Annotated in this window: 16 protein-coding genes; 2 read left to right on the forward strand and 14 right to left on the reverse strand. The window is 74.1% G+C overall.

Annotated elements, in window-relative coordinates:
* Positions 1 to 89: 89 nt before the first annotated feature.
* The 14 genes from AB0F71_RS37835 to hisI all read right to left on the reverse strand — a co-directional run bounded on the left by AB0F71_RS37835 (position 90) and on the right by hisI (position 11,571).
* Complete coding sequence (locus AB0F71_RS37835) at positions 90 to 812, reverse strand: VIT1/CCC1 transporter family protein (protein ID WP_360245240.1); 723 nt, start codon at positions 810 to 812, stop codon at positions 90 to 92.
* Between the two features lie 153 nt (positions 813 to 965).
* Complete coding sequence (lgt, locus tag AB0F71_RS37840; RefSeq protein WP_360245147.1) at positions 966 to 2,039, reverse strand: prolipoprotein diacylglyceryl transferase; 1,074 nt, start codon at positions 2,037 to 2,039, stop codon at positions 966 to 968.
* A gap of 118 nt (positions 2,040 to 2,157) precedes the next feature.
* Positions 2,158 to 3,021: a thioredoxin domain-containing protein gene (locus AB0F71_RS37845; RefSeq protein ID WP_360245150.1), complete on the reverse strand. Its 864-nt coding sequence runs from the start codon at positions 3,019 to 3,021 to the stop codon at positions 2,158 to 2,160.
* 61 nt (positions 3,022 to 3,082) lie between these two features.
* Complete coding sequence (locus AB0F71_RS37850; protein WP_360245153.1) at positions 3,083 to 3,592, reverse strand: MauE/DoxX family redox-associated membrane protein; 510 nt, start codon at positions 3,590 to 3,592, stop codon at positions 3,083 to 3,085.
* A gap of 129 nt (positions 3,593 to 3,721) precedes the next feature.
* On the reverse strand, positions 3,722 to 3,967 hold the full coding sequence (locus tag AB0F71_RS37855) for a hypothetical protein (protein WP_360245156.1): 246 nt from the start codon (positions 3,965 to 3,967) through the stop codon (positions 3,722 to 3,724).
* Positions 3,968 to 4,176: 209 nt separating this feature from the next.
* Positions 4,177 to 4,986: a tryptophan synthase subunit alpha gene (gene trpA, locus AB0F71_RS37860; RefSeq protein ID WP_360245159.1), complete on the reverse strand. Its 810-nt coding sequence runs from the start codon at positions 4,984 to 4,986 to the stop codon at positions 4,177 to 4,179.
* Positions 4,987 to 4,988: 2 nt separating this feature from the next.
* A complete protein-coding gene (trpB, locus tag AB0F71_RS37865; RefSeq protein WP_360245162.1) occupies positions 4,989 to 6,257 on the reverse strand; it encodes a tryptophan synthase subunit beta in 1,269 nt (422 codons plus the stop codon).
* Positions 6,258 to 6,466: 209 nt separating this feature from the next.
* Positions 6,467 to 7,273, reverse strand: a complete 807-nt coding sequence (trpC, locus tag AB0F71_RS37870; protein ID WP_350510236.1) for an indole-3-glycerol phosphate synthase TrpC — start codon at positions 7,271 to 7,273, stop codon at positions 6,467 to 6,469.
* A 277-nt stretch (positions 7,274 to 7,550) separates the two neighbouring features.
* Positions 7,551 to 7,991, reverse strand: coding sequence for a DUF2752 domain-containing protein (locus tag AB0F71_RS37875; RefSeq protein WP_360245165.1), 441 nt, complete (start codon positions 7,989 to 7,991; stop codon positions 7,551 to 7,553).
* A gap of 86 nt (positions 7,992 to 8,077) precedes the next feature.
* Positions 8,078 to 8,353, reverse strand: a complete 276-nt coding sequence (locus AB0F71_RS37880) for an HGxxPAAW family protein (protein WP_360245168.1) — start codon at positions 8,351 to 8,353, stop codon at positions 8,078 to 8,080.
* Between the two features lie 164 nt (positions 8,354 to 8,517).
* Entirely contained in the window at positions 8,518 to 9,123 is a 606-nt protein-coding gene (locus AB0F71_RS37885) for a TIGR02234 family membrane protein (RefSeq protein WP_360245171.1), read from the reverse strand.
* Positions 9,120 to 9,611, reverse strand: coding sequence for a Uma2 family endonuclease (locus AB0F71_RS37890; RefSeq protein ID WP_360245174.1), 492 nt, complete (start codon positions 9,609 to 9,611; stop codon positions 9,120 to 9,122). Before AB0F71_RS37890 ends, AB0F71_RS37885 begins: the two co-directional genes overlap by 4 nt.
* A gap of 19 nt (positions 9,612 to 9,630) precedes the next feature.
* A complete protein-coding gene (locus tag AB0F71_RS37895; protein WP_360245177.1) occupies positions 9,631 to 11,151 on the reverse strand; it encodes an anthranilate synthase component I in 1,521 nt (506 codons plus the stop codon).
* A 48-nt stretch (positions 11,152 to 11,199) separates the two neighbouring features.
* Complete coding sequence (gene hisI, locus AB0F71_RS37900) at positions 11,200 to 11,571, reverse strand: phosphoribosyl-AMP cyclohydrolase (RefSeq protein WP_360245180.1); 372 nt, start codon at positions 11,569 to 11,571, stop codon at positions 11,200 to 11,202.
* Positions 11,572 to 11,704: 133 nt separating this feature from the next.
* On the opposite strand from hisI, the gene AB0F71_RS37905 reads away from it, so the two are divergent.
* Complete coding sequence (locus AB0F71_RS37905; protein WP_360245183.1) at positions 11,705 to 12,283, forward strand: hypothetical protein; 579 nt, start codon at positions 11,705 to 11,707, stop codon at positions 12,281 to 12,283.
* Positions 12,284 to 12,317: 34 nt separating this feature from the next.
* Positions 12,318 to 12,956 carry a TIGR03085 family metal-binding protein gene (locus AB0F71_RS37910; protein ID WP_360245186.1) on the forward strand — a complete coding sequence of 213 codons (639 nt, stop codon included), beginning with the start codon at positions 12,318 to 12,320 and terminating at the stop codon, positions 12,954 to 12,956.
* Positions 12,957 to 12,999 lie beyond the last annotated feature (43 nt).

Raw genomic sequence — 12,999 nt, forward strand, 5'->3', positions numbered from 1 at the left:
GAGTCCATGCGGAGCATCGGCGACCGACGACAACGCGGCGAGGTGCGTGCCCTGGCGTCGCGGGCCTGGCCTGATCCACAAGACACGCCCTAACCGACGTGCCCGCCGATCAGCCACCCCAGCAGGTACGTCACCCCGGCCGCGGCCCCGCCCAGCACCAGCTGGCGCAGCCCGCTGAACCACCAGCTGCGCGCCGTCACCCGGGCCACCACCGCGCCGCACAGGAACAGCCCCAGCCCCGCCAGGACCATCGCCGGCAGCAGCGTGGTCGCCCCCAGCAGGTACGGCAGCAGCGGCAGCAGCGCGCCCAGCGCGAAGCACAGGAACGACGAGCCGGCCGCGACCAGCGGCGAGGGCAGGTCGTTGGGGTCGATCCCCAGCTCCTCCCGGGCGTGCACCTCCAGCGCCAGCTCCGGGTCCCGGGACAGCTGCCGGGCGACCTCGTGGGCGAGCTCCGGGTCCACCCCGCGCGAGACGTACACCTGCGCCAGCTCGGCCAGCTCACCGTGCGGGTTGCGGCTCAGCTCCAGCCGCTCGGCCTCGATCTCGGCCTGCACCAGCTCCCGCTGGGAGGCCACCGAGGTGTACTCCCCCGCCGCCATCGAGCAGGCACCGGCCGCCAGGCCCGCCAGCCCGGTGAGGATCACCGTGCCGTTGGAGGCCGCGCCACCGACCACCCCGGTCATCAGCGCGAAGTTCGACACCAGGCCGTCCACCGCCCCGAACACCGCGGGCCGCAGCCAACCGCCGTTGACGTCCCGGTGGTGGTCGGCCGCGGGTATCCGCGGGTGCTGGGCGGGCTCGGCTTCCAGGGTGCTCGCAGTCACGGTTCTTCCCCTCCGTCTTTCGTTCGTCGCCCCGACCGTAGCCCTGTTGACCTGCGCATTTCCAGCAAAGTAAGGCTGTCCGAACAGCACTGAGGCCACCCTTCGCAAGGGTGGCCTCAGTTGCGGGGAAGTCCCTGGTCAGATCGGGTTCTTGGCGTCCTTGCCGGCCTTGTCGGCGTCCTTGCCGGCCTTCTCGGCGCCCTCGTCGGCCGGTTCGGCCGCCGCCTCTTCGTCCAGCAGTCGAGACGGCTTGTCCCCGTCCACCGTCTCGCTCGGCTTCGGAACCGCCGCCGCGTCCGCCTTCTTCCGCGCCGCGCCCTTCTCCTGCGCCGCGTCCTTCTCCTCAGCCGTGTCCTTCTCCTCGGCCTCGCCGGCCTCGGCGTGCGCCGCCGGGTCGATGCTCGCCGGGTCCTCCCGGCCGGGCCGCTTCTTCCCGACGACCACGAAGTACACGACGGCGCCGATGAACACCACGATCGAGGTCCAGTCGTTCAGCCGCAGGCCGAAGTAGACGTGCGCCTCGTCGATCCGCAGCCACTCGGTCCAGAACCGGCCCACCGTGTACGCGGCGACGTACAGCGCGAAGGCCCGGCCGTGGCCCAGCCGCCAGCGCCGGTCCGCCCAGATCACCAGCAGCGCGACGGCCACGTCCCAGATCGACTCGTACAGGAAGGTCGGGTGGAAGACCCCGTTCACGACCTCGCCGTCGGGCAGCGTCTTGTGGATCTCCAGGCCCCACGGCAGCGTGGTGGCCCGCCCGTACAGCTCCTGGTTGAAGTAGTTGCCCCAGCGGCCCATCGCCTGCGCGAGCGCGATGCCCGGCGCGATGGCGTCGGCGTAGGCGGGCAGCGGCACGCCCCGGCGGCGGCAGCCGATCCAGGCGCCGACCGCGCCGAGCGCGACCGCGCCCCAGATGCCGAGGCCGCCCTCCCAGATCTTGAAGGCGTTCCAGGGGTTCTTCCCCTCGCCGAAGTAGAGCTGGTGGTCCGTGATCACGTGGTACAGCCGGCCGCCGACGAGGCCGAAGGGCACGGCCCACACGGCGATGTCACCGACGGTGTGCTTGGCACCGCCCCGGGCGACCCAGCGCTTGCTGCCGAGCCAGACGGCCGCGACGACCCCGAGGATGATGCAGAAGGCGTAGGCGCGCAGCGGGATCGGTCCGAGGTACAGGACGCCCCGCGACGGGCTGGGAATGTAGGCGATATCCATGGCGGTTCCGACGCTACAGGGTCCGGCGTCCCCATCCGACACCCCCGGGGTCACAGAAACCGAACGACGAATGCCGCCGCCCCCTCCCGGACGGAAGGGGGCGGCGGGCCGGGTGCGCTCAGCCGGCCGACGGCGAGGGGTTGTTGGCCTCCGAGGCGGCGGCGGTGGGCGCCGGGGTCTGACCGTTCGAGCCCGCCGTACCCAGCTGCTTGCCCTGGTTGGCGGCGTCCACCCACTTCGCCAGGTTCGCCGGGGTGATCTCCTCGTTGCCGTTCTTCGGGTAGATCGGCTGGCCGTTGAGCAGCACCGTCGGGGTGGACTTGTAGCTGGACTTGTCGAAGTCCTGCTGCACCGCAGACACCCATCCGCCGTACTTGTTGTCGTTGACGCAGGCCTGGAACTCCGGCGTGTCCAGCCCCGCCACCTGCTTCGCCAGGTTGAGCAGCACGGCCTTGTTCCCGAAGGCGTCGTTGGTCTCGTCCGGCTGGTTGCGGTACAGCACGTCGTGGTAGTCCCGGAAGTGCCCGGCGTCCTGGGCGCAGGCCAGCGCGTTGGCCCCGTTCTTCGAGCCCTTGCCCGGCACCGCGCGGTCGATGAACGACACCACGTGGGTGTTGGTGTAGATCTTCCCGGCGTCCTCGAGCTGGTCGATGGTGGCCGAGAACTCGCGCTCGAAGATCCCGCAGGCCGGGCAGCGCGGGTCCTCGTAGACGGTGAGCACCGACGGCGCGTTGCTGGCGCCGACCGGGATGACCAGGTTCTTGTCGCCGATCGTCCCGGCCGGGGCGGCGGTCGGGGTCTCCGGCTTGGAGCGCTGGTTCTGCACCAGTACGCCGGTGACCACCGCGGCGGCGATCACCACGAGCACCGCTCCGCCGACGATCAGCTTCTTCCTGCGCCGCGAGCCGGCCTCCTCGGCCGCCCGCTGCTCCAGCATCCGCTCACGGGCGGTGCGCTTGCCTTCTCGGTTCTTCTCGCTCATTGCCTTGACATCCACGGTCTGGGGCCTTCGTCGGGTGCGGGGATGGGAATGGCCGGACGGGTCAGCTCGCCAGCCAGCCGTCGGCCGAGAGCCGGGTGCGGGACCGCCACAGCAGGAAGGCGGCCAGCAGCAGGAAGCCGGTGTCGCGGAGGATCTCCTGCAGGTACTCGGTCTGCGAGGCGTCGACGTGCCCTCCGCCGCCGAAGCAGCCGCAGTCGATGGAGATCCCGCGCGCCCAGGCCGAGGCGATCCCGGCGATGAAGGCGAGCAGCAGCAGCGCCGACACCCCGGCGACCAGCCGGACCCCGAGGCCGACCACCAGCAGCAGGGCGAGCGCCAGCTCCAGGAAGGGCAGCCCGTAGCCGATCGGCTTGACCAGGCCCTCGGGCAGGATCTCGTACGCCCGGACCGCCTGGGCCGCCTCCGCCGGGTCGGCGATCTTCGCCAGCCCGGCCCACCCCCAGACCACGGCCAGGCCGAGCCGCGCAGCCGTGCCGATCCACTCGCTCCGGACCGGCGCCCGCCGCGGCGCGGGCGCGGAGCCACCGGACTGCACAGCCGGCCCCGCCATCAGGGAACCCCCCTCGGGAAACTCGTTCACTTCCTGACGAACCGTAAGGGATGAAGACCGGTTCCTCCGGATTCACGAATTAAGCCGGACGAGTGACGTTCCGTCCGATTCCCCTCGAACACCCCTACGTCACCGGCACCCCTGCATCCGCCCCGGGTCGAACAGCTCCGGCCGCCCCTCGTGGTGTCCCCGCGCGACCCGCTCCGCCGCGTCCCACCGCGCCGCCTCCGCACAGGCCACCGCCTCCCGCTCGGCCCGCTCCGCCCCCCGCTTGGCCAGGGCCTGCCCCACCTCGGTGTGCGCGCCGACCGCGGCCCCCAGAGCCAGCGCGGCCGCCGCCGCCCGCAGCAGCACGGCCCGATGAAGCCCAGCCACCCGCTCACCCCTTCGCTCGCCCGGCCGCCCCCGTACACGTGGTTCGTGCACTCGTCCCTCCACTCAACGCCGGTCAACCCCGCCTGATGCGTGTCGCCCCCGCTCTTCACCCGTTCGGGGCCGCCGCACCGCTGACGCCCCCGGAAAAGCCGACGGCCCGCTCCCCCCGGAGGGGGAACGGGCCGTCGGCCGACGACTGCTGCCGCGGGTCAGCGCCTGCGCACGCCCGCCGCCAGTTCCCCGGCCAGCGCGCGGACCGCGGCCAGGCCGGCGGCCTCGTCGGCACCGGCCGCCAGGATCCGCTTCACGAACGCGGACCCGACGATGACGCCGTCCGCGAACCGGGCGACCTCCGCCGCCTGCTCGGCGTCGGAGACGCCGAGCCCGACGCAGACCGGCAGGTCGGTGGTGGCCCGGGTCCGGGCGACCAGGTCCTCCGCCAGCGAGCCCACCGCCGACCGCGTCCCGGTCACGCCCATGACGGCGGCCGCGTAGACGAAGCCGCTCCCAGCCGCCGTGACCTCCGCCAGCCGCGCGTCCTTGCTGCTCGGCGCGACCACGAACACGGTGTCCAGCCCGTGCTCGTCCGCCGCCTTGCGCCACTCCTCGGACTCCTCCACCGGCAGGTCCGGCAGGATGCACCCGGCCCCGCCCGCGGCGGCCAGGTCGGCCGCGAAGCGCGCCACCCCGTACCGGTCGACCGGGTTCCAGTAGGTCATCACCAGCACCGCCGTCCCCGGGTGGGCGGCGGCCACCTCCTGGACGGTGCGCAGCACGTCCTTGATCCGCACCCCGCCCCGCAGCGCGATGTCGTCCGCGGTCTGGATCACGGCCCCGTCCAGGACCGGGTCGGAGTGCGGCAGCCCGATCTCGACGACGTCACAGCCGCCCTCGATCAGTGCGCCGACCGCCCGGATCCCGCCGTCGACCGTGGGGAATCCGGCCGGGAGGTAGCCGATCAGCGCGGCCCGGTCCTCGGCCCTGGCCGCCGCCAGTACGGTGCTCAGCTTCGAAGCCATGATCACTTACCCCCCTCGGCCGCGCCGCCGGCCGCGTCGCCGGAGCCGGCCGGCGAGTCGTAGAGCCCGAAGTACTGGGCCGCGGTGTGCATGTCCTTGTCGCCGCGCCCGGAGAGCGAGACCAGGATGGTCGCCTCCGGTCCGAGCTCGCGGCCCAGCTCCAGCGCGCCGGCGAGCGCGTGGGCGCTCTCGATGGCCGGGATGATCCCCTCGGTGCGGGAGAGCAGCCGCAGCGCCTGCATCGCCGCGTCGTCCGTGACCGGCCGGTACTCGGCCCGCCCGGTGTCCTTGAGCCAGGCGTGCTCCGGCCCGACGCCGGGGTAGTCCAGCCCGGCCGAGATGGAGTGCGACTCGATGGTCTGCCCGTCCTCGTCCTGGAGGACGTACGTCCGGGAGCCGTGCAGCACGCCGGGGTCGCCCTTGGTCAGGGTGGCCGCGTGCCGGGGGGTGTCGGCGCCCTCGCCGGCCGCCTCGCAGCCGATCAGCCGCACCCCGGCGTCCGGGATGAACTCGTGGAAGATGCCCATCGCGTTGGAGCCGCCGCCGACGCAGGCCACGACGGCGTCGGGCAGCCGCCCGGTCCGGTCGAGCACCTGCTGCCGCGCCTCGACGCCGATGACCCGGTGGAAGTCGCGGACCATCATCGGGAAGGGGTGCGGCCCGGCGACCGTCCCGAACAGGTAGTGGGTGGAGTCGACGTTGGCGACCCAGTCGCGGAAGGCCTCGTTGATGGCGTCCTTGAGCGTCCGCGAGCCGGACTTGACGGCGACGACCTCGGCCCCGAGCATCCGCATCCGGGCGACGTTGAGCGCCTGGCGCTCGGTGTCGACCTCGCCCATGTAGATGGTGCAGTCGAAGCCGAACAGGGCGCAGGCGGTGGCGGTGGCCACCCCGTGCTGGCCGGCGCCGGTCTCGGCGATGATCCGGGTCTTGCCCATCCGCTTGGTGAGCAGGGCCTGGCCCAGCACGTTGTTGATCTTGTGCGAGCCGGTGTGGTTGAGGTCCTCGCGCTTGAGCAGGATCCGGGCGCCGCCCGCCTCGGCGGAGAAGCGGTGCACGTCGGTCAGCGGGCTCGGGCGCCCGGTGTAGTCCTTGAGCAGCCCGTCCAGCTCGGCGGTGAAGGCCGGGTCGGTCTTGGCCTTCTCGTACTCCTCGGCGACCTGCTCGACCGCGGCGACCAGCGCCTCGGGGATGAAGCGGCCGCCGTACGCGCCGAAGTAGCCGCGGGCGTCCGGCACCTGGGCGCCGGGCAGGTAGTCCTTCTCGGACATGTGGTTTCCCTTGACGGAGATGGATGACGGTGACGTCTGATCGGCTGGTTCAGCCGGGCGTCACGCGCCATCGCCGTCCGGGCACCTGACCCGGCTCGCACCCGATCACGTACCGCACCCGGCGCCCCAGCACCCGGCGTGCGGGCGCGCGGCAGCCGCGCGGGCGGCAGCCGGGGGCGAGTCGGGTGGCGATCTTCATCGGGGCGGTGTCAGTCCTTGTGCCGGACGGCGGGGTGGGCGCCGGCCGCGACCAGGTCGGCGACCGCGGCCCGCGGGTCCTTGCCGGTCACCAGGGACTCGCCGACCAGCACCGCGTCGGCGCCCAGGTTGGCGTAGTTGATCACGTCCAGCGGGCCGCGCACACCGGACTCGGCGATCTTGACGATGCCGTCCGGAATGGCGTGGGCGACGTTCTCGAAGGTGTTGCGGTCCACTTCGAGGGTCTTCAGGTTGCGGGCGTTGACGCCGATGATCCGCGCCCCGGCGTCCACCGCGCGCTTGATCTCCTCCTCGTCGTGCACCTCGACCAGCGGGGTGAGGCCGATCGACTCGGCGCGCTCGATCAGCGACACCAGGGCCGGCTGGTCGAGGGCGGCGACGATCAGCAGCGCGAGGTCGGCGCCGTGGGCGCGGGCCTCCCACAGCTGGTAGGCGGTGACGATGAAGTCCTTGCGCAGCAGCGGGGTGTCCACTGCGGCGCGGACGGCGTCCAGGTCGGCGAGCGACCCGCCGAAGCGGCGCTGCTCGGTCAGCACGCTGATCGCGGCGGCACCGCCGGCCGCGTAGTCGCGGGCCAGGGCCGCCGGGTCGGCGATCGAGGCCAGCGCGCCCTTGGACGGGCTGGAGCGCTTGACCTCGCAGATCACCCGGATCCCGTCGCCCTTGAGGGCGGCGACGCCGTCCTTGGCCTCCGGAGCCTTGGCCGCGAGCGCCTTGAGCTCGTCCAGGGAGACCCGGGCCTGCCGCTCGGCGAGGTCCTCGCGGACCCCTTCGATGATCGAGTCGAGCACACTCACTCAGGAGCCCCCATCATTTCTGCTGGTTCGCCAGCGCGAGCCGGACGGGCGGGGGCCCGTCGGCCCTTCGATGGTATCGGCACCCGGGTGCGCTCAGCGCATCCGCCCGTCCCGCGTCTCGCGGAACGGGACGCTCCCGGTACGGCTCTCAACTGCGGCTTCACCGGCTCTCCACCGGCCGTGGCCGGGCCGGAGGCCTTGATCGGGCCGCAGGCCGTGGCCGGGCCAGGGCGGCAGCAGGACGGCCTCGGGTCGGCAGCGGCCCGGCGGGCCCGGCTCAGACCACCGGCGGCGCCAGCCCCGCCCCCACCGGCAGGTTCCGCACCACCGCGAACACCAGCACCAGCAGGCCGATCAGCGCCCAGCGCCGGCCGCCCACCGACACCCGCACCGGCGGCCCGCCGGTCAGCGCCGCCCAGGCCCAGCGCAGCCAGAGCAGCGCCAGCACCGCGAACAGCAGGACGGCCACCGCGTTGTCGTGCAGCGCGCCGGTGAGGTCCCCGTGGGCCAGCGCGTGGACGCAGCGCAGGCCCCCGCAGCCGGGGCACCACCAGCCGGTGGCGGTCAGGAAGGGGCAGTCGGGGTAGTGCCCCGGGGCGTTCGGGTCCACCGCCGCGACGTACCCGGCGGGAACGGCCACCGCCGCCAGGGCGGCCAGCGGCGGGCCCATCCGGCGCAGTACGGGCGGCGGGGCGGAGGCGGTGGGGGCGGCGTTCACGCCCCGATTGTGCCCGCGCCGGGCCCGGACAGAACGAAACGGCGGGCGTGGCGCGCCCGCCGTTCGGTTGTGCGAATATCCGCAGGTCAGGCGGCGACGGCCTCGCGGGCCTCGACGGCCGCCCGGCGGGCGGCGTGCTGCTCCTCGACCGACTTGTAGACGTTGGTGCTGGGCTGCTTGCCCATGCCGGCCATCGACATGGCCTTGCCGACGATGCCGCCCACCAGGACGACCGCCAGACCGGCCCAGACGAGCAGCGGCGACGGCAGGATCATCGCGACGCCCGCGATGCCGAAGCCGACGAAGGAGATGACGACGCCGGTCCAGGCGGCGGGGTTGTGGCCGTGTGCTGCTGCTGCCATCGATGGTGCTCCTAGGCTCTCGGGGCCCGGCCGGGCCTGCGGGGCCGCCGGCGGGTTGACGGTTCCCATTGTGCCGGGCCACACATCGGCCCCCCAAAGCGGGTGGCCCGTCTATCGCGTCACACCGGCGCCGGCGTCACACCGGCGCCCGGGGCCTCCGGTGCTCAGACCGCGGTCGGGTCCTCGCCGCGGTCCAGGGCCTTCCACAGGTCACCGGGGGTGTCGGCCTTCGCCGGGGCCTTGCGGGTCGGCGCCTCGTAGCGGCTGCCCATGGCCGGCCAGCCGCGGCCGTAGCGCAGGGTGATCAGCCCGGCCACGGCGAGCAGCAGTCCGCCGGCCAGCGCGACCCAGGGCCAGCCGGTGTGCGCCACCTCGGTGGCGGTGGAGCCGGCCAGCGCCAGCTTGCCGGAGGCGGCGCTGTCCAGTGCGGCGGTGTCCGAGGCTCCGGCCACCGAGGCGGCGGCCGCGCCGAGCCCGGCCAGCAGGGTCAGCGCGCCGACCGCGAGCCGGCCCGCCCCGCGCACCGCGAACACCGCGACGGCCGCGGCCAGGCCCACCAGGGCCAGCCCGCCGGGCAGTTCGGAGATCTTGCCGCCGGTGACGGACACGTCCAGGGTGCCGGCCCGGCCCTCGGCCCAGGTCCGCCCGGCCGCGGTCAGCACCAGCACGGCGCTCAGCACGGTCAGCAGCAGCATCACGCCGAGCGTGCGGCGGCCGGCCCGGGGCGGGGCGGGAGCGGCGGGGGCGGGGGTCTGGTCTGCGGCGGTCACCCGTCCAGTGTCCCCCGGGCCACGCCCCGCGCCGTACCCGGGGTGGGGAACTCGTCCGTCCGCAGCACCACCGTGCGCCCGCCCAGCGGCAGGAACAGGTCGTTGCCGAAGGGCACCCGCTCGGCCTCCCGGTACACCCCGCCGGGGGACGGCGCGGTGTGCACAGTGCAGCTGGCGGCCGCCGGGTCGACCACCACGTACAGCGGCACGCCGCTCTCCGCGCAGGCCCGCGCCCAGGCGTGGTCGCGGCCCGGGTGGGCCACCTCCAGCACCGCCTCGACCGCGGCGGCCGCGTACCGGCCCCGGGCGTTGTGGACGGCGTCCGCGGCGAGCACCGCCAGGTCCGGGGCGAGCGGGCCGTGCGCGGCCGGGAAGTCGATCAGGACGCGGGACAACACCCGTCCCCGGCCCCCGAGTTCACCCTGGATCTGGACGGCCGCGCCGAACACGACCGCCCAGCGCAGCTCGTCGTACGGCACCTCGGGCATCCGGCCGCCTCCTCGCGCCTCAGGACAGTTCCGGCCTCCGCAGCGTATTGGCGGTGGCGACGGCCCGCAGCACGGCGGCCGCCTTGTTGCGGCACTCGGTGTCCTCGCCGTGCGGGTCCGAGTCGGCGACCACGCCCGCGCCCGCCTGCACGTACGCGGTGCCGTCGCGCAGCACCGCGGTGCGGATCGCGATCGCGGTGTCCGAGTCCCCGGCGAAGTCCAGGTAGCCGACGCAGCCGCCGTACAGGCCGCGGCGAGTGGGCTCCAGCTCCTCGATGATCCGCATCGCCCGCGGCTTGGGCGCGCCGGACAGGGTGCCCGCCGGGAAGCAGGCCGTCAGCACGTCGAAGGCGCTGCGCCCGGGGGCGACCTTGCCGGTCACCGTCGAGACGATGTGCATCACGTGGCTGTAGCGCTCGATCTGCATGAAGTCGACCACCTCGACGCTGCCCGGCTCGCAGACCCGCCCCAGGTCGTTGCGGCCCAGGTCGACCAGCATCAGGTGCTCGGCCCGCTCCTTGGGGTCGGCCAGCAGTTCGGCGGCCAGCGCCGCGTCCTCGTGCGGGGTCGCGCCGCGGTGCCGGGTGCCGGCGATCGGGTGCAGCATCGCCTCCCCCTCGGTGACCTTGACCAGCGCCTCCGGGCTGGAGCCGACCACGTCGAAGCCGCCCTCGGCGCCGCCGTCCGGGCCGGGGAAGCGGAACAGGTACATGTACGGGCTCGGGTTGGTGGTGCGCAGCACCCGGTAGACGTGCAGCGCGGAGGCCGGGCAGGGCGCCTCGAAGCGCTGCGAGGGCACCACCTGGAAGGCCTCGCCGGCCCGGATCCGCTCCTTGACCTCCTCCACCGCGGCCCGGAACGGCGCCCCGCCGAACGGCGAGTGCACCTCCCCCGGGCCGACCGGGGTGAAGGTCGCCAGGCCCGGGTCGACCGGCTTCAACAGGCCGGCCTCCATCGCGTCCAGGCGCGCCACCGCGTCCGCGTACGCCTCGTCCACGCCGCTCGCCAGGTCGTTGTGGTTGACGGCGTTGGCGATCAGCAGCACCGTGCCGTCGGAGTGGTCGAGCACCGCGAGGTCGGTGGCCAGCAGCATGGTCAGCTCGGGGAGCCTGAGGTCGTCCGGGTTCAGGTCCGGCAGCTTCTCCAGCCGGCGGACGATGTCGTACCCGAGGTAGCCGACCAGGCCGCCGGTCAGCGGCGGCAGGCCGTCGTCGGCGCGCCGCGGGGTGTGCAGCGCCTCCAGGGCGGCCCGCAGCACCTCCAGCGGGTCGCCGCCGGTCGGGATGCCAACCGGCGGGGTGCCCAGCCAGCGGGCGCCGCCGTCCGCGTCGGCGGTCAGCGCGGCGGCGCTGCGCACGCCCACGAAGGAGTAGCGCGACCAGCTGCCCTGTTCGGCGGACTCCAGCAGGAAGGTGCCGGGGCGCTCCTCGGCGAGGCTGCGGTACAGGCCGATCGGGGTGAGGCCGTCCGCGAGGAGCCTGCGGGTGACCGGGATGACCCGGGTGTCGACGGCGAGCTTGCGGAAGGCTTCGAGGTCCATGCGGGGCGGCACCTTCTGGGTTCTGGAGTCGGCTGTGGTCGGGGTGGGTCAGGCGAGCGGGAGGACGTCGGCGTCGAAGCAGGTCCGGTCGCCGGTGTGGCAGGCCGCGCCGGTCTGGTCGACCTTCACCAGCAGGGTGTCGCCGTCGCAGTCCAGTGCCACCGACTTGACCGCCTGCACGTGACCGGAGGTGTCACCCTTCACCCAGTACTCGTTGCGGCTGCGGCTCCAGTACGTGCAGCGGCCGGTGGTGAGCGTGCGGTGCAGCGCCTCGTCGTCCATCCAGCCCAGCATCAGCACCTCGCCGGTGTCGTACTGCTGCGCGACGGCCGGGACCAGGCCGTCCTCGGTGCGCTTGAGGCGGGCGGCGATCGCGGGGTCGAGAGCGGTGGAGCCGGGGGCGGCGGGTGTGGTGGACATGGGGCCATTGTGTCAGCCCGTCCGGGCGGTGAACCGTTCCGTCCGGGCGGCGAACCGTTCGCGGGCGTCCCGTTCGGGGGCAGTTCCGCCAACCGCCTGTCGGGGGCGGCCCCGGTGGTCCATCCTCGGGGCCATGACCTCCGAGCAGCAGCCGCCCGAAGCCGCCGCCACCCGTCCGCCCCGGAGCCTGGTGATCACCGTCGCCTCCGTCCTGGCCGTACTGCTCGCGGTGGTGGCCACCGTGCTGCTCTGGCCCGAGGACGCCCCGAAGCCCGCCGCGGCCCCGCCCCCGCCCTCGGCCACCCCGACGCCCACCCCCACCCCGACGCCGACACCGACCCCCAGCAAGCCCCAACCCCCGTACGCCTACTTCCCGGTCGGCACCTGCTTCGACCACCCCCAGCTGAGCCCCGTCATCACCAAGGCCGAGCAGCGCCCCTGCACCGGCGACCACGACGGCGAGGTCATCGCCACCCCCAAGCTCCCCGACGGCCTCACCGGCGAGATCCCCATCGCCCTCGCCATGCGCGACGGCTGCAAGGACGCCGAGACCACCGCCAAGTCCCACCAGAGCGACGGCCGCACCTACTACCCCCGCCAGTTCGGCCCCGCCCTCGCCAACTACAAGGACGGCTGGCGCGACTACGCCTGCACCCTCACCGCCGGCAACAAACAGGGCGGCCCCAAACTCACCGCCCCGCTCCGGCCGTAGGGCTTGTCTTCGGACGGGCCCTAGGCTTGCCACCATGTCGAACCACGCCCTCGCCGAACGCCATCGCCTCGCCGAACTCCTCACCGCCGCAGGGCCGGACGCGCCGACCCTCTGCGCCGGGTGGACCACCCGGGACCTCGCCGCCCACCTGGTGATCCGCGAGCGCCGCCCCGACGCCGCCGCCGGCATCCGGGTCGCCGCCCTGGCCGGCCGGACGAAGCGCATCCAGGACGACTACGCGTCACGCCCCTACGAGGAACTGGTCCGACTCTTCCGCGCCGGCCCGCCCGTCCACTCCCTCTTCGCCCTCCCCGGCGCCGACGAGGCGGCCAACACCGTCGAGTACTTCGTCCACGCCGAGGACGTCGCCCGGGCCGGCGAGGACTGGACCGCCCAGCCCGTCCCGCCGGGTCGCGCCGAGGCCCTCTGGCGCCGGCTCCCGATGATCGCCCGCTTCGAAGCCGGCCGCCGCTCCCCCGTCCGCCTCACCCTGGCCCGCCCCGACGGCCGGTCCCTCACCGTCGGCCCCGCCGGCGCCCCCACCGTCCAGCTCATCGGCGACCCCGGCGAGCTCGTCCTCTTCGCCTACGGCCGCGGCGCCCGCACCACCCTCACCGTCGACGGCCCCCAGGACGCCGTCGAGGCCCTCCGCCACGTCCTGCCCCTGCCGTAACGCCTCCGCGCAGGAAGTCGGCCCGGCCGACTTCCTGCGCGGA

The organism is Kitasatospora sp. NPDC028055 (assembly GCF_040637885.1).
Classification (GTDB): Bacteria; Actinomycetota; Actinomycetes; order Streptomycetales; family Streptomycetaceae; genus Kitasatospora.